The organism is Mycobacterium sp. HM-7, assembly GCF_053852335.1.
In genome coordinates this window covers 5,680,881-5,699,006 of record NZ_CM132657.1, presented here as the reverse complement: position 1 = coordinate 5,699,006, position 18,126 = coordinate 5,680,881, and the positions used below count along the sequence as shown (strand labels likewise).

At 66.8% G+C, this 18,126-nt stretch carries 19 protein-coding genes, 1 tRNA gene and 1 pseudogene; 15 read left to right on the top strand and 6 right to left on the bottom strand.

The window, feature by feature from the left end:
- Positions 1-9: 9 nt before the first annotated feature.
- On the bottom strand, positions 10-1,455 hold the full coding sequence (locus ACWW1C_RS27385; protein ID WP_455981181.1) for a carotenoid oxygenase family protein: 1,446 nt from the start codon (positions 1,453-1,455) through the stop codon (positions 10-12).
- A 70-nt stretch (positions 1,456-1,525) separates the two neighbouring features.
- Here ACWW1C_RS27385 and ACWW1C_RS27380 point away from each other — a divergent pair, with 70 nt between their 5' ends.
- A complete protein-coding gene (locus ACWW1C_RS27380) occupies positions 1,526-2,191 on the top strand; it encodes a TetR/AcrR family transcriptional regulator (protein ID WP_455981180.1) in 666 nt (221 codons plus the stop codon).
- On the opposite strand, the gene ACWW1C_RS27375 is transcribed toward ACWW1C_RS27380, so the two are convergent.
- Positions 2,188-2,946, bottom strand: a complete 759-nt coding sequence (locus ACWW1C_RS27375) for an SDR family NAD(P)-dependent oxidoreductase (RefSeq protein ID WP_455981179.1) — start codon at positions 2,944-2,946, stop codon at positions 2,188-2,190. The genes ACWW1C_RS27380 and ACWW1C_RS27375 overlap by 4 nt on opposite strands.
- A 157-nt stretch (positions 2,947-3,103) precedes the next feature.
- Here ACWW1C_RS27375 and ACWW1C_RS27370 point away from each other — a divergent pair, with 157 nt between their 5' ends.
- From ACWW1C_RS27370 to ACWW1C_RS27360, 3 genes are all read left to right on the top strand, one after another.
- Complete coding sequence (locus ACWW1C_RS27370) at positions 3,104-4,249, top strand: TIGR03364 family FAD-dependent oxidoreductase (protein WP_455981178.1); 1,146 nt, start codon at positions 3,104-3,106, stop codon at positions 4,247-4,249.
- An 87-nt stretch (positions 4,250-4,336) separates the two neighbouring features.
- Positions 4,337-4,990, top strand: coding sequence for a phosphonatase-like hydrolase (locus ACWW1C_RS27365; RefSeq protein WP_455984459.1), 654 nt, complete (start codon positions 4,337-4,339; stop codon positions 4,988-4,990).
- A gap of 184 nt (positions 4,991-5,174) precedes the next feature.
- Entirely contained in the window at positions 5,175-6,500 is a 1,326-nt protein-coding gene (locus ACWW1C_RS27360) for an MFS transporter (protein WP_455981177.1), read from the top strand.
- 46 nt (positions 6,501-6,546) lie between these two features.
- Here ACWW1C_RS27360 and ACWW1C_RS27355 read toward each other — a convergent pair whose 3' ends face one another.
- Positions 6,547-7,278: a GntR family transcriptional regulator gene (locus ACWW1C_RS27355; protein WP_455981176.1), complete on the bottom strand. Its 732-nt coding sequence runs from the start codon at positions 7,276-7,278 to the stop codon at positions 6,547-6,549.
- An 87-nt stretch (positions 7,279-7,365) separates the two neighbouring features.
- On the opposite strand from ACWW1C_RS27355, the gene ACWW1C_RS27350 reads away from it, so the two are divergent.
- Together ACWW1C_RS27350 and ACWW1C_RS27345 are read left to right on the top strand one after the other, a co-directional pair.
- Positions 7,366-7,974 (top strand): histidine phosphatase family protein, encoded by a 609-nt coding sequence (locus tag ACWW1C_RS27350; RefSeq protein ID WP_455981175.1) that lies wholly within the window; start codon positions 7,366-7,368, stop codon positions 7,972-7,974.
- A 9-nt stretch (positions 7,975-7,983) separates the two neighbouring features.
- Positions 7,984-9,015, top strand: a complete 1,032-nt coding sequence (locus ACWW1C_RS27345) for a phosphotransferase family protein (protein WP_455981174.1) — start codon at positions 7,984-7,986, stop codon at positions 9,013-9,015.
- Positions 9,016-9,247: 232 nt separating this feature from the next.
- On the opposite strand, the gene ACWW1C_RS27340 is transcribed toward ACWW1C_RS27345, so the two are convergent.
- The gene (locus ACWW1C_RS27340; protein WP_455981173.1) at positions 9,248-9,658 is read right to left on the bottom strand and encodes a lipopolysaccharide assembly protein LapA domain-containing protein; all 411 of its coding nucleotides are present in this window, start codon (positions 9,656-9,658) and stop codon (positions 9,248-9,250) included.
- A gap of 106 nt (positions 9,659-9,764) precedes the next feature.
- On the opposite strand from ACWW1C_RS27340, the gene ACWW1C_RS27335 reads away from it, so the two are divergent.
- From ACWW1C_RS27335 to ACWW1C_RS27315, 5 genes and pseudogenes are all read left to right on the top strand, one after another.
- Positions 9,765-10,730, top strand: coding sequence for an ABC transporter substrate-binding protein (locus ACWW1C_RS27335; RefSeq protein ID WP_455981172.1), 966 nt, complete (start codon positions 9,765-9,767; stop codon positions 10,728-10,730).
- Positions 10,727-11,836: an ABC transporter ATP-binding protein gene (locus ACWW1C_RS27330; RefSeq protein ID WP_455981171.1), complete on the top strand. Its 1,110-nt coding sequence runs from the start codon at positions 10,727-10,729 to the stop codon at positions 11,834-11,836. Before ACWW1C_RS27335 ends, ACWW1C_RS27330 begins: the two co-directional genes overlap by 4 nt.
- Positions 11,821-12,465, top strand: coding sequence for an ABC transporter permease (locus ACWW1C_RS27325; RefSeq protein ID WP_455981170.1), 645 nt, complete (start codon positions 11,821-11,823; stop codon positions 12,463-12,465). Before ACWW1C_RS27330 ends, ACWW1C_RS27325 begins: the two co-directional genes overlap by 16 nt.
- A pseudogene (locus ACWW1C_RS27320) lies at positions 12,462-13,109 on the top strand (ABC transporter permease); the annotation flags it as partial. The gene ACWW1C_RS27325 and the pseudogene ACWW1C_RS27320, both read left to right, overlap by 4 nt.
- Before the next feature lie 58 nt (positions 13,110-13,167).
- Positions 13,168-13,782 (top strand): putative glycolipid-binding domain-containing protein, encoded by a 615-nt coding sequence (locus ACWW1C_RS27315; RefSeq protein ID WP_455981169.1) that lies wholly within the window; start codon positions 13,168-13,170, stop codon positions 13,780-13,782.
- Here the strand turns inward: ACWW1C_RS27315 and ACWW1C_RS27310 are convergent.
- The gene (locus ACWW1C_RS27310; RefSeq protein ID WP_455984458.1) at positions 13,745-14,689 is read right to left on the bottom strand and encodes a prephenate dehydrogenase; all 945 of its coding nucleotides are present in this window, start codon (positions 14,687-14,689) and stop codon (positions 13,745-13,747) included. The genes ACWW1C_RS27315 and ACWW1C_RS27310 overlap by 38 nt on opposite strands.
- A gap of 94 nt (positions 14,690-14,783) precedes the next feature.
- On the opposite strand from ACWW1C_RS27310, the gene ACWW1C_RS27305 reads away from it, so the two are divergent.
- The 4 genes from ACWW1C_RS27305 (at position 14,784) to ACWW1C_RS27290 (ending at position 17,310) form a co-directional block, all read left to right on the top strand.
- The gene (locus ACWW1C_RS27305) at positions 14,784-15,302 is read left to right on the top strand and encodes a tRNA adenosine deaminase-associated protein (RefSeq protein ID WP_455981168.1); all 519 of its coding nucleotides are present in this window, start codon (positions 14,784-14,786) and stop codon (positions 15,300-15,302) included.
- A gap of 20 nt (positions 15,303-15,322) precedes the next feature.
- Positions 15,323-15,781, top strand: coding sequence for a nucleoside deaminase (locus tag ACWW1C_RS27300; protein ID WP_455984457.1), 459 nt, complete (start codon positions 15,323-15,325; stop codon positions 15,779-15,781).
- 254 nt (positions 15,782-16,035) lie between these two features.
- Positions 16,036-16,126 (top strand) — tRNA-Ser (locus ACWW1C_RS27295).
- A 65-nt stretch (positions 16,127-16,191) separates the two neighbouring features.
- Entirely contained in the window at positions 16,192-17,310 is a 1,119-nt protein-coding gene (locus ACWW1C_RS27290; protein ID WP_455981166.1) for an agmatine deiminase family protein, read from the top strand.
- 49 nt (positions 17,311-17,359) lie between these two features.
- Here the strand turns inward: ACWW1C_RS27290 and ACWW1C_RS27285 are convergent, their stop codons facing one another.
- Positions 17,360-18,085, bottom strand: coding sequence for a hypothetical protein (locus ACWW1C_RS27285; protein WP_455981165.1), 726 nt, complete (start codon positions 18,083-18,085; stop codon positions 17,360-17,362).
- Positions 18,086-18,126 lie beyond the last annotated feature (41 nt).

The following is an 18,126-nucleotide window of genomic DNA, read 5'->3' as shown; positions in this document are numbered from 1 at the left end:
GCCTGAGGCCTACGCGGTCGGTACCCAGTTGCCGTGGAAGCCCGCCGGCACCCGGTGTGGAATCTTGACGCTCGCGACGTCCTCGAGGGTCTGGGCGTCGAGGATCGCCAACTCGCTACGATCGGTCGCCTCGTCGTAGACGTAGCCCATCACGACGCCCTCATCTTCGGCTGCCGTCGGCGATGATGGCTGGAAGACGAACTCGCCCAACACCTTCCCGGCGCCGAAGTACCTGGTCGCGGTGCTGCCGGCGATCAGGTCGTGTTTGAGCAGGGTGTCGCTGCCCCCGGCACCTTCTCCGACGGTGGGCGCGTAGCCGTAGCGGTGCCGCTTGCCGGTCAGACGGTCATCGATGCGGGGGAATTCCTGGTCGCGGTCGTCGAAGCGGTCTTCGAGCACCTTGCCTGCGGCGAGATCGATGGTCCAGCGATCGAGAGTGGGCGGCCCCTCGTTCGGGCCGAGGTGGTCCGTGTCGAACATTTTGGGATGCCGCACGACGTCCAGGACGATGGTGTTGTCGTCGGGGGAGTCGTAGGCGTTCATCGGGTGGAAGACGTAGCACGGTTCGACGTCGAACCACCGCACGTCGGCGTTGCCGCCGTCGCGGGGCATGACGCCGATCCTGGCGGGGTACTTGGGGTTCCACGAATACGGAAAGCGCCGGTCTTTCGATTTGAAGCTCGACTGTCGCGCCGTGATCGGATCGGGAATCTTTACCCGGCCGATCAACGAGGACAGCAGCAATCGCGCCGGCAGTCGCAGTGCCTTCGGCACGGCCATCTCGGTGATGATCCCCGCATCGAAGCTCACGGGCAGGTCGTAGAAGATGACGTGCCGTTCGGTCAGCGAGAAGTCATGCATCATCGGGCTGCCGTGTACTTCGATGTCGACGGTGCGTTTGGCCCGACCGTCGGTCCCGATCACCGAGTACTGCACGGTGTTGCCGCGGGTGAAGCTGTACGAAACCGCGTGCAGTTCACCGGTTTCCGGATCACGCTTCGGGTGTGCGGTGTAGCCGCCCGAGAGGGTGCCGTCGAAATCGCACACGCCGACGGTGTCCAATTCGTCGGTGAGCTCAAAGTTCGCGCCACCGCCCTCGACCAGCGCCAGGGTCTTGCCGGCGTGGCCGAGCACGTTGGTGTTGGCGCCGATGGCGAATGGGCTGCCGCGCCCCGCCGGTGCATCCTCGCCGAGAGCGGCCGCGGTGTACGGCCCACGCACCCAGCGATTGCGGTACCACTCGGCTTTGCCGTCGCGGATGCGGATGCCGTGGACCATGCCGTCGCCCAGGAACCAGTGGTAGAGCTCGGGGTCGACCTCGCCGATCGGGTTGGGGCCGTTGCGTAGATAGCGACCGTCGAGATAGTCCGGGATCGTGCCGGTGACGGTCAGGTCGGTGAGGGTGAATTCGTCGTGCAGTGGCGCGAAGGCGCCTTCCAGGTAGCGGTTGGTCATCGTGGGACCTCCATAACAGTGTTATTGGCTGCGGTTACTGGTATAACACTGTTATGGATGGTGTGCAAGGGTGAGCGAAGAAATTCGCCGGCAGTTGGTCGAAGCCGGCATTGTGATCCTGGAGCGCGACGGCCTCCAGGCGCTGAGTGTGCGCAAGCTCGCCGCTGAGGTCGGCACGTCGACGATGGTGGTGTACACCCACTTCGGGTCGATGACGGGTGTTGTCGAGGCACTTTCGGATGAGATCTTCGCCCGTTTCGGCGACGCTCTCGCGGCCGTACCCCACACCGATGATCCAGTGGCGGACTTCTTCTCGATGGGCGCCGCTTACCGCCGGTTCGCGTTGAAGAATCCGCAGCACTACCAATTGATGTTCGGGACGTCCGTCCCGGCATCGTTGTCCAGCGTCCGTAGAGATTTGACGGTGACCGGACATGCCACGTCGCGCGACGCGTCGTTCCAGACGCTCTGCGCGTCGGTGCGTCGGATGACCGAGGCCGGCCGCATCCGCAACGACGGCGAAGCCGCTGTCGCAGGCCGCATTTGGAGCATGTGCCACGGGGCGGTGATGCTCGAGATGGCGGGTTTCTTCGGTGCCGAAGGCCATGGACTGCGGGATATTCTCAGCCCGCTGACCGTCGATTTTCTCGTCGGAATGGGTGACGACCGCGAGCGCGTCGACGCCTCACTGGCTGCCGCGGCCGCGGTGCTGCTGGCGGCCGGCCACCTGAACTAGGCGAACCCGCCGTCGGCGCGCAGGATCGAGCCGGTGGTGAAGCTGGATGCGTCAGACATCAAAAAGAGTGCGGCGCCGACGATTTCGCGAGGTGCGCCGGCGCGCTGCAACGGCAGCGAGCGGAAGGCGTTCGCCGTATCCGCACCCCAGGCCTTGCTGATATCGGTGAGGAACGGACCCGCCATCAAGGTGTTGACCCGCACCGTCGGGCCGAAGGCCTTCGCGAAACCTTCTGTGAGCGTGTTCAATCCGGCCTTGGCGGCGGCGTAGGGGAGCATGTACGCGTCCGGACGCAGTGAGCCCGACGAGCTGATGTTGATGATCGATCCGCCGCCGTCAGCGACCATGCGCTCACCGACGAGGGCCGACAAGCGGAATGGCCCCTTGAAATTCAGGTTCACCACCGCGTCGAACAGCTTCTCCGGCACCGAGCCCAGCGACTCGTACAGCGGGGACATGCCGGCGTTGTTCACGAGCACGTCGACCTTGCCGAACTCCTCGTAGGCGGCGTCCACGAGGCCGTCGAGTTCGTCCCAGCGGCCGACGTGCACCTGGTGGGCCAGCGCCGCCCGCCCGGTCTCGGCGACGATCTCGGCGGCAGTGGTCCGGCATGACCCCAGGTTGCGGCTGGCGATGATGACATCGGCGCCGCAGTGCGCGGCAGCGAAAGCCATCTCCCGCCCGAGTCCGCGACTGCCGCCGGTGATCAGGACCACCCGATCGGTGAGGTCGAACAGTTCGTCGGCGTATCCCATCGCGGCTCCTTCGGCATGGGGCGGCTGTCGGGGCCAATCGTTTCACGTGCCCTGCCGTTGGCAGTGAATTAACCCGATGTTCAAGATGTCTATATAGGTTGCGGCAATGCCAAAACATGTATTGACAACTAGGGTGACGTCCGCCACAGTTGTCGACATGCAAAATCAACGAAGCTACGACGTCGTGGTCGTAGGAGCTGGAGTCGTCGGCCTCGCGCACGCCTATCACGCACACCGGCGGGGTCTCTCGGTTGCCGTGATCGACCACGCCGCCGGAGTCGTCGGTGCTTCCGTGCAGAACTTTGGTCATGCCTGCATCACCGCGCAGTCCGGTGTGGCCCTCGACTATGCCCGCGCTGGTCGCGAACACTGGCTGGACCTGTCCCGCCTCGCGGGCTTCTGGTCGCGGGAGTCCGGTACCTACTGCGTCGCCCGGCATGACGACGAACTCGCCGTCATGCACGAGTTCGCCAACGTCCGCCCCGTCGGTGACGTGCAGTTGCTCGACCGCGGCCAGTTGCTCGACCGTATCCCGGCACGCGATTCCCGGGTCGTCGGCGGCATGTACCTGCCGGCCGACCTGCAGGTGGACCCGCGCACGGCCGTGCCTGCCATCGCCCGCTGGCTGGAATCTCAGGGCGTCGACTTCCATTGGCGCACAGCGGCATCAGGTTTCGAACCGGGTGTCGTGCACACCTCGCGGGGACCGCTGCACGCCGAGACCACGTTCGTCACCGTGAACTACGACATCGACCGGCTCTTCCCGGCGCTCGCCGAGCGCGACGGTCTGTTGCGGTGCCGGCTACACATGATCCGGGCCCGGCTGCCACTGGCCTTCACTCTGCCCGCACCGCTGTTCACCGGCTGGTCGCTGCTGCGCTACTCCGGCTTCGAAGACCTGCCCAGCGTCGGCGCCGTCGCCCAGCGGCTGCAGTCCGCGCACCCTGACGAGATCGATATCGATCTGCACCTGATGTTCACGCCGCAGCCCGACGGCTCGGTGCTGATCGGTGACACGCACGTCCGCGAGGTCTCCGCGGCGCCGTTCCAGTCCGAGCAGGGCTTCGACATCCTGCTCGACCACACCCGAAAGTTGTTCGGCGTCAACGATATCGAGATCAGCGAACGGTGGCAGGGCGTCTACTGCTCGGCGCCGGACCAGGAGTTCCTGATCGAGGAGCCGGTGGAACGTACCCACGTCGTCACCGTCACCACCGGCATCGGCATGACCACCGGCATGGGCCTCGCGGCAAACAGCGTCGAGCGAGCGCTGTCGACGGCGAGTGTCCCTGCCACCGTCTAGAACAACCAAAACCCAACCACCCCAATAGGAAAGGACCCCAAAGTGGGCAACCAAACAGCATCGGGAATCAGCCTGGTGGTATTCGACATGGCCGGTACGACGGTCGAGGACAGCGGGCTGGTGCAGCAGTCCTTCCTGGCCGCCGACAGTCATGCGGGACTGTCGAAAACCGACGCCGACCGCGAGGTGATGCTCCGCTACGTCTCCGACACCATGGGGCAGTCGAAGATCGTCGTGTTCCGTCACCTCAGTGGCGGCAATGAAGAACAAGCTCAGGCGGCGAACAAAGAGTTCGAGCGCTGCTACGCCCAGCTGGTCGCCGACGGTCAGTGCAGCCCCATCCCACACGCGGAAGATATCATTACATCTTTCCGGTCCCGCGGCATCAAGGTGGCGCTGACCACGGGCTTCGCCCGGGAAACCCAGAACGCCATCATCGATGCACTGGGCTGGCACGACATCGCCGACGTGGTGCTGTGCCCCGGGCCCGGTGTGCGTGGACGGCCCTACCCCGACATGGCGCTCGCGGCGCTCATGCAGACCGAGACCGATTCGGTGCGGTCGATGCTCGTCGTCGGTGACACCTCGTCGGACGTCATCACCGGACTGCGAGCCGGAGCGCGCGCGTCCGTCGGCGTGCTCACCGGTGCGCACAACGCCGCCCAGTTCTCCGAGGCCGGTGCCACCCACATCCTGGACAGCGTCGCCGACCTGCCCGGTTTGGTGGCGAACCTGGGCTGACCCCGACGACGTTCCCCGGCGGTCGGGTACCGCACCCTCGGACCCGACCGCCCACTGTTCCCGCATTTCGCTCCGCCTCAAAACCCTTGCCGCGCCGACGATCTCACTGCCGCGATCCGCGCCTCGCGTCGGCCCCTCATCTTTCTCGCGCCCCCACCCTTGCACCCCGTGGAAGTGAACAGCCATGTCGCAGACCATGCTTGCCAAGTCCCGTACCACCAACCCGACCTATGAACGGTGGCGGATCCGAATCTTCGCCATCACCTGGATCGCCTATGCGGGTTTCTATTTCACCCGCCAGGCGTTCTCGGTCGCCAAACTCGGCATCCTCGAAGACCCCATCCTGCACACCCAGCTGACCAAGAGCGTCATGGCTAATCTCGACGCCGCGTACCTCACCGCGTATGCCGTCGGCCAGTTCGTCTGGGGTCAGGTCTCGGACCGGTTCGGTCCTCGCGTGGTGGTCCTCGGCGGCCTGGCCATCTCGGCCGTCGCCACCATGTTCATGGGCCTGTTGCCCGCCGTGGTGTTCCTGTTGCCGTTGATGATCGTGCAGGGCCTGGCCCAGTCGACGGGCTGGTCCGGCACGTTGAACAACATGGCCCAGTTCTTCTCCATCGGAGAGCGCGGCCGCATCCTGGGCCTCTGGAGCACCAGCTACGCGTTCGGTGGCCTGGTGGCCGCACCGGTGGTCGGCTGGTTCGCCTACGACGTGTTCGGTAGTTGGCGCGCAGCGTTTTTCAGCGGCGCGGGCATCGTCGCCGTCGTGTTCGCGCTGTTCTTCGTCCTCCAGCGCAACCGGCCCGAGGACGTCGGCCTGCCGCCCATCGAGGAGTACCACTCCGTCGAGGAGATCGCTGAACTCGACCACTCCGACGACGCCGAGGCTGTTGCCGAACCCACCCCGTCATGGCGCGAGTCGCTGGCCGTGGTGCTCGGCGACCGCATGGTGAGAACCCTTGGCGCAGCGTACTTCCTGCTCAAGCCGGCCCGCTACGCGATCCTGCTCTGGGGCCCGGTGATCGTCGCCGAGCAGCTGCGCAACAGCGACAAGTTCACCGCCGTAACGGTTCCCGTGGCGTTCGGTATCGCCGGTGTCGCGGCCCCGATTCTGCTGGGCCGGGTTTCCGACCGGGTGTTCAAGGCTCGACGGGTGCCGGCCTGTGTGATCAGCCTGGCCCTGCTGGTCGCTGTGCTCGCGCTGTTCGCACCGCTGACCGCGACCGGCAACGTCTGGGTCATGGTCACCGTCCTCGGCATGATCGGGCTGACCATCTACGGCGCCGACGCCATGATCTCGTGCATCGCGGCCGTCGACTTCGGGACCTCCAAGCACGCGGGTACGGCCACGGGCATCATCAACTGTTGCGGCTCGGTGGGTGCGATCCTCGGCGGCCTGCTGCCGGGCTACCTGGGCACCTCGGCGTTGTTCTACGGCTTCGCCGGAGCCGCGTTCATCGCGATGCTCCTGCTCATCCCGCACTGGAACCGGATGCCGGCGGCTGACTGATCACCGACGAGTGGTGCCCCGCAGCGCGCCTGCGGGGCACCACTCGTCAGGCGCGGGCGTCGATGGTGCGGGCGTTGACGATGCTGAAGGCCACGACGTCCGGCCGGTAGCGATCGTCGGCGTACTCGAATGCGACGCCGTGCTGGTCGCGCGAGGTACGGCGTTCGCGCAACAGCGGGCTGCCCGCATCGATGTGGAGGTTTTCGGCGTCGACGTCCACCGCGGCCACGGCGTCGAGCACGTGTTCCATGGCCTCGAAACGGACCCCGCGTTCGGTCAGATAATCCGTGATGGAGCCGGAATCGGTGTCGAACTCGAACAACAACGAGCCCACCGCGTCGATGAAGGTGCTGCGCTCGATCATCGCCGGCTCGCCGTCGAGCAGGCGCACACGCAGCACCTCCACCACGAAATCGTCGGGGGTCAGGCTCAGTGCGCCGGCTGCGGTCTCACTGGCCCGACGTCGAGAAACCTCCAGCGTGCGACTGCCGGCGGTACGGCCGTTGCGTTGGGCCCATTGGGTGAACGGGGTGAACGTATCGAGTGTCTGGCGGACGTCATGGCTGCGGACGGTGGCGGGCTTGCCCCGCGAAACCCGGATCAGCCCTTCGTTCTTCAGCGTCGCCAGGGCCTGGCGGACCGGGCCCCGGGATACGTCGAACTCTGCGCACAGCACGCTCTCCGCGGGCAGCGAATCACCGATCTGATACTCCTGCCGGGTGATCCGTTGGCGGAGAACCGCGGCGACGTGCTCGTGGCGCGATCGGGCGCTGGGCATTCCGCTACCGCCTCTCGGTGTCTTGTCTTGACAACTTAGCTGCATAGTATGGCCCGTCAGCGCACAACCGCTGTGGAGGAACCGCACATGCAACTGCTTCTGATCCGTCATGCCCTGCCGCTGCGCAACGAGCCCGGCGAGGGCGCCGACCCCGACCTGTCCGAGGAAGGCATCGCGCAGGCCATGCGCCTGCCGGACGCGCTCAAGCGGTTCCCGATCACCCGGCTGCTCAGCAGCCCGCAGAAGCGCGCCATCCAGACCGGCCAGCCGGTGGCGGACGCGCTCGGGCTGCCGATCGAGATCGACGACCGGCTCGCCGAGTACGACCGTGACATGGAGCAGTACATCCCGATCGAGCAGATCGCGGCCGAGCATCCCGAGGAGATGGCCCGGCTCATGACCGGCCACCTGCCGAGCAGCGTCGACGAAGAGGCGTTCCTGGCCCGCATCACCGAGGCCGCCATGGACATCGCGAGCGAAGCCGAAGCCGACGACACCGTCGTGATCTTCAGCCACGGCGGCGTCATCAACGGCCTGTTGCACGACATCGTGCCGACCGAGCGCATCCTGTCCTTCCAGGTCGACTACACCGGCATCACCCGCCTGCTGGCCTCACGCAGCGGTCGACTGGCGGTCGCCGGCGTCAACAGCATCGAACACGTATGGGATCTGCTGCCGCGAAACCAGCGGTGGTAGACAGTCTGGGTGACCAGTCTCGAAGGCCTTGACCTCACCGCCCTTGACGCCCACCTCCGTGGGATCGGGGTGGCCCGCACCGGTGAGCTGCGCGCCGAACTGATCGCCGGTGGCCGGTCGAATCTGACGTTCTTGGTATTCGACGACGTCGCCAAGTGGGTGCTGCGCCGGCCACCGCTGCACGGCCTGACGCCGTCGGCGCACGACATGGCTCGCGAGTACAAAGTTGTTGCGGCGCTTGAAGGTACGTCGGTGCCGGTCGCTCACGCGGTGACGATGAGCAACGATGATTCAGTGCTGGGCGCGCCGTTCCAGATGGTCGATTTCGTACCCGGCCGCGTGGTGCGGTATTCGGCAGAACTCGATGCGTTGGGAGACCAGCAGACCATCGACGCCTGTGTCGACTCGCTCATCAAGGTGCTGGCCGACCTGCATGCCCTGGACCCGGAAGCCGTCGGCCTCGGCGATTTCGGCAAAGCCAACGGGTACCTCGAACGGCAGGTGCGGCGCTGGGGTTCGCAGTGGGATCTGGTGCGGCTGAACGACGATCCGCGCGACACCGACGTGCGCCGGCTGCACGGCCTGCTGTCGGAAAAGCTCCCGCCGCAGAGCCGCAGCGCCATCGTGCACGGCGACTACCGCATCGACAACACGATGCTCGACGCCGTCGACGCCACCAAGGTTCGCGCGGTGCTGGACTGGGAGATGTCGACCCTCGGTGACCCGCTGTCCGACGCCGCGCTGATGTGCGTCTACCGGCACCCGATGTTCTCCATGGTGCATTCCGACGCGGCCTGGTCGTCCGACAAGATTCCCTCGATGGATGCCCTGGCCCAGAAGTACGCCGTGGCCGCGGGACAACCTTTGGATCATTGGGAGTTTTACCTGGCGCTGGCGTACTTCAAGCTGGCCATCATCGCGGCCGGCATCGACTTCCGCGCCCGCATGGCCGCCGGCCAAGCCGGCCAAGCCGGCCACGACGACCCCGTCGGTGAAGCCGTCGCGCCGCTCATCGCCGCCGGCCTCGCCGCCCTCAATTAGCGCGAGCGGCCGTGTTTGTACGGCGACACACGGCAATTCGCGTGCAGTTTGGGGCCGCTCGGCAGCGACGAGTGTGCGCTGATTGCACGGCTGAACCGGCGTGTTGGCGTACAAACACGGCCGCTCGGCAGCGACGAGCGTGCGCGAAATGCACGACTGCCACGGCGTGTCGGCGTACAAACACGGCCGCTCGCGGGAGGTACCCCCAGGCCGGCTCGCGGGAGGTTGAAGACTAGAGGCCGGCTTTGAGGTTCTTTCGCGCGGCGAGGCGGAGCTGCAGAATCCGGATGCTTGCCACCGCGAAAGTCAGCAGACCGCCTGCGACAGCCGAGAGCAGGATCGCCACACCCTTCTGGATGGTCAGCTGCCAGCTGAACAGCCGCAGCGTGACGTCGTCGCCGTTCTGCAGGATGAACACCAGCAGCAGGATGAGGATGAGGAAGCCGAGGATCAGCGCCGACCACAGCGCTGCGGTACGTGTGAACTTCACCGCAGACTTTGGCGTTCCGGCTGGGGGCGCCTCTGTTTCGGGCTTCTTGGACGTCGGCTTCGGCGACTTGGGCGCCGGAGGTTCGGCGGGCACAGCTGCCGGCTTGGGCGCTGACCCCGACGGGTCTGGGGAAGTCGCGTGATCGCTACTCATACGCACCATCTTGACGGTTCTGGGCGCCGGATGCCGGGAACTACGACACCAATTTTCGAATGACGCTAGGGTCGGGCTGAGTGCACGACGCCGAAAGGACGTTCGGATGGACTTTCGGGGAGCCGGGGGGCGCGCTGCCGCACCCCGCCGAATTCTCACCGCTCTGGCCCTGCTGCTCGCTGCCCTGCTGACCGGCTGCGGCAGCGCCAATCCCCTCGGCGGGGGCGGCATCTCGGGTGATCTCAAGTCGATCGTGGTGGGATCCGCCGATTTCCCCGAGTCGAAGATCATCGCCGAGATCTATGCGCAGGCGTTGTCGGCCAACGGCTTTACCGTGGCCAAGCAGTTCGGCATCGGTAGTCGCGAGACCTACGTCCCTGCCGTGAAGGATCATTCGATCGACCTGATCCCGGAATACACCGGCAATCTGCTGCAGTACTTCGACCCGAAGACCACCGCCGCGGCCGCCGACGACGTCGAATTGGCACTCGCTCGAGTGCTTCCCGGCGATCTGTCGATCCTGACCCCCTCACCGGCCGCCGACACCGACACCGTGGCGGTCTCGGCGGAGACCGCCAAGAAGTGGAATCTGAAGACCATCGGTGATCTGGCCCAGCATTCGGCCCAGGTGAAATTCGGTGCGCCGTCGGAGTTTCTGCAGCGGACCGAGGGGCTGCCGGGGCTGAAAGCCAAGTACGGCCTCGACATCGCGCCGGCCAACTTCATCGCCATCAGCGACGGCGGGGGACCGGCCACCGTCCGGGCTCTCGTCGACGGAACCGTCACCGCGGCAGATATTTTCAGCACTTCACCGGCCATCGTCCAGAACAACCTGGTGGTGCTCGACGACCCGAAACACAACTTCCTGGCCGCCAACGTGGTGCCGCTCGTCGCATCGCAGAAGAAGTCCGATCTGCTCAAGACGGTGCTCGACTCCGTCAGCGCGAAACTCACCACGAAGGCGCTGATCGACATGAACACGGCGGTGTCCGGCAACGGTGGCATCGACGCCGACCAGGCCGCGAAAAAATGGGTGCAGGACAACGGATTCGACAAGCCGGTGAGCCGATGATCAAGTTCGACAAGGTCACCAAGAGCTACGGCAGCACGGTCGCTGTCGATGAACTGAGCCTCGAGATCGCCGAGGGGACACTGTCGGTGTTCGTTGGACCGTCCGGGTGCGGCAAGACCACCTCCATGCGGATGATCAACCGGATGATCGACCCGACCTCGGGCACATTGACCGTCGACGGTGCCAACGTCGCCACCGTCGACCCAGTGCGGCTGCGCCTCGGTATCGGGTACGTCCTGCAGAGCGCCGGGCTCATGCCACACCTGAAAGTGGTGGACAACGTCGCCACCGTGCCGGTGCTGAAAGGCGAATCACGCCGCAGCGCCAGGAAAAAGGCGCTGGGTGTGTTGGAGCGCGTCGGGCTCGACGTCAAGCTTGCCGACCGCTATCCGGCCCAGCTGTCGGGCGGACAGCAGCAGCGGGTCGGCGTGGCCCGGGCGCTGGCCGCCGATCCACCCATCCTGCTGATGGACGAACCGTTCAGCGCGGTGGATCCGGTCGTCCGCGAAGACCTGCAGGCCGAAATCCTGCGGCTGCAAAGCGATCTACGCAAGACCATCGTGTTCGTCACACACGACATCGATGAGGCCGTCAAACTGGGGGACCGGGTTGCGGTGTTCGGACGCGGCGGCACCCTGCAGCAGTACGACCCGCCGCAGCGCCTGCTGTCCAACCCGGCCAACGAATTCGTCGCGGGCTTCGTCGGTGCCGACCGCGGCTACCGCGGCCTGCAATTCCGTGACGCCAGCGGACTTCAACTCCGCGACATCCGCACCGTCGCAGAACCGGCGGTCGACGCACTCGACCTCGGCGACGGCCAATGGGCGCTGGTGGTCAACGCCAACGGCACGCCCTACGCCTGGATCAACGCCCACGGGGTGGGCCTGCACCGCGCCGGAAAGTCTTTGTACGACAGCACTATCGCGGGCGGGTCGCTGTTCCGGCCGGACGGGACCCTGCGGCTGGCGCTGGATTCGGCGCTGTCATCCCCGTCTGGTCTTGGCGTGGCGGTCGACGAGCAGGGGCGTGTCATCGGTGGTGTGGGTCTCGACGATGTGCTGGCGATCATCAAGAGCCGCAAGGGCAACCAATGCGATACCTACTGACCCACCTCGAGACCGCCTGGGTGCTCACGCAGATTCACCTGCGGCTGGCCCTGCTGCCGTTGCTGATCGGGGTGCTGATCGCCGTGCCACTGGGGGCCTACGTCCGGCAGCGGCCGCGGCTGCGCCGGGTCAGCACCATCACCGCCAGCATCATCTTCACGATCCCGTCCCTGGCACTGTTCGTGGTGCTGCCCCTGATCATCCCGACGCGAATCCTCGATGAGGCCAACGTCCTGGTCGCCCTGACGATGTACACCGTGGCACTGCTGATGCGAACGGTGCCGGAGGCGCTGGACGCCGTCCCTGCGGACACCCGCGAGGCGGCAACCGCCATGGGTTATCGGCCACGCACACGCTTTCTGAAAGTCGAACTACCACTGTCGATTCCGGTCCTCACGGCCGGGATGCGCGTGGTCGCCGTCACCAACATCTCGATGGTGTCGGTGGGCTCGGTGATCGGCATCGGCGGGCTGGGCACCTGGTTCACCGAGGGCTATCAGTCCGACAAGAGCGACCAGATCATCGCCGGCATCATCGCCATCTTCGTGCTGGCGGTGGTCGTCGACCTGGTCATCCTCACCGCCGGCCGCCTGGCCACCCCGTGGACCCGGGCAAAGGCGCCGGCATGAACTTCCTGCATCAGGCTCTCGCCTACATCTTCACCGCGGCCCACTGGACCGGCCCGGCCGGCCTCGGCATACGGATGCTGGAACACCTGGAGTACACCGGCATCGCGGTGTTGTGCAGTGCGCTCGTCGCCATTCCCGTGGGCATGTACGTCGGCCACACCGGTCGGGGCACGGCCCTGGTGGTCGGCGGCGTCAACGCCCTGCGCGCACTGCCCACCCTCGGTGTCCTGCTACTCGGCGTGCTGCTGTGGGGCCTCGGCCTGCTGCCACCGACCGTCGCCCTGATGCTGTTGGGCATTCCGCCGCTCCTGGCCGGGACGTACGCCGGGATCGCCAACGTCGATCCGGTGGTGGTCGACGCCGCGCGCGCCATGGGCATGACCGAGCGCCAGGTGCTGCTGCGCACCGAGGTGCCCAACGCCATGCCCCTGATCATCGGCGGGCTGCGGACCGCGACGCTTCAGGTGGTGGCCACCGCGACCGTCGCCGCGTACGCCAGCCTGGGCGGGCTGGGCCGGTTCCTGATCGACGGCATCAAGGTGCGCCAGTTCTACCTGGCGCTGGTCGGCGCCTTGTTGGTTGCCGTCCTTGCGCTGGCTCTGGACGCTGCCCTCGCGCTGGCGGTGCGGGCATCGCGGCCCGGTCCGTCCGGAGTTGCCGTCGTGACTGCGAAGGCGGGCCTCCGTCGCCTACGGTAGACGGGTGAGCGCAGCCCAGTCCGATGCCAGCCCCAACGCTGCCGAACCCACCTGGCCGGCGATTCTGACCTGGCGCGCGCAGGACGTGTCGCGCATGGAGTCGGTTCGGGTCCAGTTGTCCGGCAACCGAATCAAGGCCTACGGCCGGATCGTGGCCGCGGCCACCGACATCCATCCGGCGTTCAGCGCGTCCTACGACCTGGTCACCGACGAAAGCGGCGCGACCAAACGACTGTCGCTGACCGTCACCCTGGCGCAGCGCGAGCGGCAGCTGTCCATCGCCCGCGACGAAGAGAACATGTGGCTGGTGCAGGACCACCAGAACCAGGCCCGCCGGGCCGCCTACAACGGTGCCCTGGACGTCGACGTCGTCTTCAGCCCGTTCTTCAACGCGCTGCCCATCCGGCGTACCGGGCTACACAACCGCGCGGCGTCGGTGTCGCTGCCCGTCGTCTACGTCCGGGTTCCGGACCTGACGGTCGAGCCGGTGACGATCAGCTACGCGAGCGCCGGACCGGGCCAGCCGATCAAGCTGGAATCGCCGGTGGCCGACACGTCGATCACCGTCGACGACGACGGCTTCATCCTCGACTACCCCGGACTGGCAGAGCGGATCTGATCACGCCACCGGCCCGGCCCTGCGCGGCCAGTTCCGCGCGCCAGCCCTCGGCCCCGATGGTCGTCGTGATGATCTGCGGCCTGCGGAAGTTGGCGTAGCGGACCCGGGCGGCATGGCCGGTTTCCACCAGCTCGGCCACCGATTGCGCCTCGACCAGCGACGAACGAGCCTGGCTCAGCAGCTCCATGGCCCGGTCCAGCATGACCGTCAGCTCGGCGGCGTTGGCCTCACACATGGCCCGGACGAGGTCGGGCGCGGTCGCAGCCACCCGCGTGCCATCCCGGAACGAGCCTGCGGCCAGGGCGAATGCCAGCGGAACCTCGCCTGCCGTCGCGGCCAGCGCCTCGGCCAGCAGATGCGGCAGATGCGAGATCGCGGCAGCCGCCGCGTCGTGTTCATCGGAGCGGGCCGGCACGATCACCGCGCGGCAGTCCAGCGCCAGGTGCATCACCTGGGCCCACACCTGCGGGTCGACGTGGTCATCCACGCTCACCACCCACGGAGCACCGACGAACAGATCGGGAGTGCCGGCCGCCCAGCCGGAATGCGCGGTGCCGGCCATGGGATGTCCGCCGACAAATCGGTCGAGCAGCCCGTACTCCTGAACTTGTTGCAGCACATTGCCTTTGACGCTCACCACATCGGTCAATGGGCAATCCGGGGCGGTGTCGCGGATGTGCTCGAGCATGATCGGCAGTGCGGGAACCGGCACGGCCAGGACGATGAGCGCCTCACTCGACGCGGCGCGCTTCAGCGTGGCGTTGATGTCTTCGGCCACGTCGAAGCCGTCGGCCGTCGCAGACCGGACCGCCTCGATCGAGCGGTTGTAGCCGAAGACCTCCCGGCCCGCGGCCTGCCCGGCCCGCATCACCGAACCGCCGATGAGTCCCATACCGAGCACACACACCGGAGTTGTCACGCTCCAAGGTTTGCATACAGCCGGGGCCGGGTACATATGGGACCGCTGGTCAAGTGGCAGAGTGCGGACTAGCGTTGTCCGCATGGGAGTACAGCGCGCACAGGCACAACAGCAGGTTGCCGATCTCCCCGACGGTTTCGGGGTCGCGGTCGTCCGGGAGGACGGCGCATGGCGCCTCGTCCCGCTGAAGCGGGCGGCGCTGGTGGACCTGACCGCTGCCGAGACCGAACTTCGTGAACTCCGTTCTGCCGGCGCGGTTTTCGGACTCCTGAATGTCGACGACGAGTTCTTCGTGATTGTGCGCCCGGCCCCGTCGGGCGCCCGGCTGCTGCTGTCGGACGCGACCGCGGCGCTGGACTATGACATCGCGGCCGACGTGCTGGAGAAGCTCGACGCCGACCTGAGCCTGGAAGAGCTCGAAGAGGACGACCCATTCGAGGAGGGCGACCTCGGACTGCTGGCCGACCTGGGGCTGCCCGAGGCGGTGCTCGGCGTGATCCTCGCCGACGACGAGTACGCCGACGAACAACTCAGCCGCATCGCCCAGGAGATGGGCTTCAACGACGAACTCGTGGCGGTATTGGACAAGCTGGGGCGGTGAGCGCAGCCGACGATGGCCCGATTGTCGGCTCCGCCGACGAACGGCTGATCCGGCTGGCGCTGGAGGCCGCTGAACTCGCAGGGGCCGACGACGTGCCGATCGGCGCGGTCGTCTTCTCGGCTGACGGGGTCGAACTGGCCCGGGCCGCCAACGCCCGCGAATCCATGGGTGATCCGACCGCACACGCGGAAATCCTGGCGCTGCGCGCCGCCGCGGCCGTGCATGGCGACGGCTGGCGGCTGGAAGGCGCGACGCTGGCCGTGACGGTCGAGCCGTGCACCATGTGCGCCGGCGCGCTCGTGATGTCCCGGGTGGCGCGCGTGGTGTTCGGGGCCTGGGAACCCAAGACGGGTGCCGTGGGCTCGCTGTGGGACGTCGTCCGGGACCGGCGTCTGACCCACCGGCCCGAGGTCCGCGGCGGGGTGCTCGAAGCCGAGTGTGCGGCGTTGATGGAGGAGTTCTTCGCCCGCCAGCGCTGATTTCCAGGACTCCTCGCTGTCGCACCGGCAGAGCTGCGGCCGAAAAGTACGTGAGCTCAGTCAAAGTGGCGTCAACCTGTTGTGACTGAGCCGAGGGACGCGTGGCGGCAGGAGAAGGTACCTGGCTTCAGGCAAAGCGGCTTCGAGCGTCCATTGCGTGAAGCTGTGGACTTCCTGGGTTGGGCCCGTCGTGGTTTCGGCGTCGCGCGACCAGCGATTAGGGACTAGGGCCTGGGTTCGGTAAGCTGCCACACGGTGGCGTGTCCGAGCGGCCTAAGGAGCACGCCTCGAAAGCGTGTGTGGGGTAACCCCCCACCGAGGGTTCAAATCCCTCCGCCACCGCCATGGAGCCCCTCACCTGTCATCGCAGGTGAGGGGCTTTTTTCGATTTTCGCGATAGCGTTGAGCCCATGATGCGGCGGCGACTTCTGCAGGCGGGGATGGCGATGGTGGGCGCTGCGGTGCTCGCGGGCTGCGAGGAGGGCGAGCCGGCGTCGGATTCCTCGCGGACCAAAGACGCGACAGGCCCATGGGTCATGCCCGACGAAGGCGACCCGCACAAGCGGACGTGGATGGCGTTCGGTGCCAGCGAACGGATCTGGGGGCGACGGCTGTTGCCGCAGGTACGCCGCGATCTGGCGACCATCGCCACGACGATCGCGCAGTACGAGCCGGTGTCGATGTTGGTGCGCGCAGAAGAGATGGACCAGGCGCGCGGTCTCATCGGGACGGCAAACGTCGAACTGGTCGAAGCGCCGATCGACGATCTGTGGATCCGCGACACCGGGCCGGTGTTCGTCAAGAATGCCGGTGGCTGGGGCGGGGTGGACTTCAACTTCAACGGCTGGGGTAGCAAACAGGAACACCGTCGTGACGGCAAGGTCGCGGAGTTCGTGGCCGCCCGCGCCGGAGTGGACGTCGTACACACCGAGCTGGTTCTCGAGGGCGGTGGAATCGAGGTCGACGGCCAGGGCACGGCCATCATCACCGAAAGCTGCGTGCTCAACGACAACCGCAACCGCGGTAAGAGCAAGGCGGATGTCGAAACCGAATTGGGCCGCCTGCTCGGGGTGCGGAAGGTGCTCTGGCTGCCCGGCATCGCGGGTCATGACATCACTGACGGACACACCGATTTCTATGCCCGTTTCGCCGGCCCCGGCGTCGTCGTCGCCGGCCTCGACACCGACCCGAAGTCGTTCGATTACGACGTCACCCGGCGTCACCTGGACGTCCTGCATGCCTCGACCGACGCCCACGATCGACCGCTACAAGTCGAGGTGATCGAGGGGCCGTCGACGCTGCGAGAGAAGTTCGAGAACGACGACTTCGCGGCGGGCTACATCAACTTCTACGTGTGCAACGGAGCGGTGATCGGACCAGAATTCGGAGATCCCGGCGCCGACTCCGCGGCCAAGGCCACCCTCGAGCGGATCTTCGCCGGCCGCAAGGTTGTGCAGATCAACATCGACGCCATCGCCGCCGGCGGGGGCGGCATCCACTGCACCACCCAGCAGGAGCCCGCCCGCTGATACACAAAGGCCAGGCACCCATCGGGTGCCTGGCCTTGGTGATCACGGACTAGCGGCCGAAGTTGAAGGCCGTTCCGCTGTTGAAGTTGGAGCCGCCGACCGGGGTCGCAACGCCGGCACCGGAGTTGGTGCTGGTGCTGGCGCCGTCGGGGCCGATCTCGCTCGAGCCACCGGTGTTGAAGCCGCTGCCGCCGACCGGGGTGTTGACGGCCGCGCCGCCGCTCGCGCCGCCGCCGACGGTGGGGATGAAGTCGGCCGGGGTGGGCATCGCGAATTCGTTGGCGGCGCCGGCGTTGAAGCCGCTGCCACCGAACGGGGTGTTCACGTCCGCGCCGCCGCCGACGTTGGCGCCGCCGCCGAAGTTCGGCATGAAATCAGCGGGGTTGGGCACGTTGAAGTCGGTGGCCGCGCCGGTGTTGAAGCTGCTGCCGCCGATCGGGGTGTTGATCGCCGCGCCGGTGTTGGTGTCGAAGCCCGCGCCACCGAAGCCGGCGTCGGTGCCAGTGGCGGTGTTGAACTCGCCGCCGCCGACCGGGGTGTTCACGCCCGCGCCGCCGCCTGCGTTACTGGAAGCGTCGAAGGGGTGCCAGAAAGGGTTCTCCACGCCGAAGTCGGCGCCGCCAGCGGCGTTGCCATTGCCGACCGGGGTAGCGACTGCGGCGCCGGTCTCACCGGAAACCTCGTCGTCGGCCCACGCCGGGGCGGCGACGGCGAGCGGCATGAGTGCGAAGGCCGAAGCCGCTACGTATCCGACGAAACGTCCTGAGTTGCGCATTAGTGAAACTCCAATCGTGTTCTCTTGCGTGTGGCCGGTGG

Coding starts and splice junctions, on each gene's coding strand:
- ACWW1C_RS27330 (WP_455981171.1), top strand. CDS start 10,727: ATGATCAAGTTCGACAAGGTCACCAAGAGCTACGGCAGCACGGTCGCT.
- ACWW1C_RS27340 (WP_455981173.1), bottom strand. CDS start 9,658: ATGAGTAGCGATCACGCGACTTCCCCAGACCCGTCGGGGTCAGCGCCC.
- ACWW1C_RS27325 (WP_455981170.1), top strand. CDS start 11,821: ATGCGATACCTACTGACCCACCTCGAGACCGCCTGGGTGCTCACGCAG.
- ACWW1C_RS27290 (WP_455981166.1), top strand. CDS start 16,192: ATGATGCGGCGGCGACTTCTGCAGGCGGGGATGGCGATGGTGGGCGCT.
- ACWW1C_RS27285 (WP_455981165.1), bottom strand. CDS start 18,085: ATGCGCAACTCAGGACGTTTCGTCGGATACGTAGCGGCTTCGGCCTTC.
- ACWW1C_RS27355 (WP_455981176.1), bottom strand. CDS start 7,278: ATGCCCAGCGCCCGATCGCGCCACGAGCACGTCGCCGCGGTTCTCCGC.
- ACWW1C_RS27385 (WP_455981181.1), bottom strand. CDS start 1,455: ATGACCAACCGCTACCTGGAAGGCGCCTTCGCGCCACTGCACGACGAA.
- ACWW1C_RS27350 (WP_455981175.1), top strand. CDS start 7,366: ATGCAACTGCTTCTGATCCGTCATGCCCTGCCGCTGCGCAACGAGCCC.
- ACWW1C_RS27305 (WP_455981168.1), top strand. CDS start 14,784: ATGGGAGTACAGCGCGCACAGGCACAACAGCAGGTTGCCGATCTCCCC.
- ACWW1C_RS27365 (WP_455984459.1), top strand. CDS start 4,337: ATGGCCGGTACGACGGTCGAGGACAGCGGGCTGGTGCAGCAGTCCTTC.
- ACWW1C_RS27375 (WP_455981179.1), bottom strand. CDS start 2,946: ATGGGATACGCCGACGAACTGTTCGACCTCACCGATCGGGTGGTCCTG.
- ACWW1C_RS27370 (WP_455981178.1), top strand. CDS start 3,104: ATGCAAAATCAACGAAGCTACGACGTCGTGGTCGTAGGAGCTGGAGTC.
- ACWW1C_RS27360 (WP_455981177.1), top strand. CDS start 5,175: ATGTCGCAGACCATGCTTGCCAAGTCCCGTACCACCAACCCGACCTAT.
- ACWW1C_RS27335 (WP_455981172.1), top strand. CDS start 9,765: ATGGACTTTCGGGGAGCCGGGGGGCGCGCTGCCGCACCCCGCCGAATT.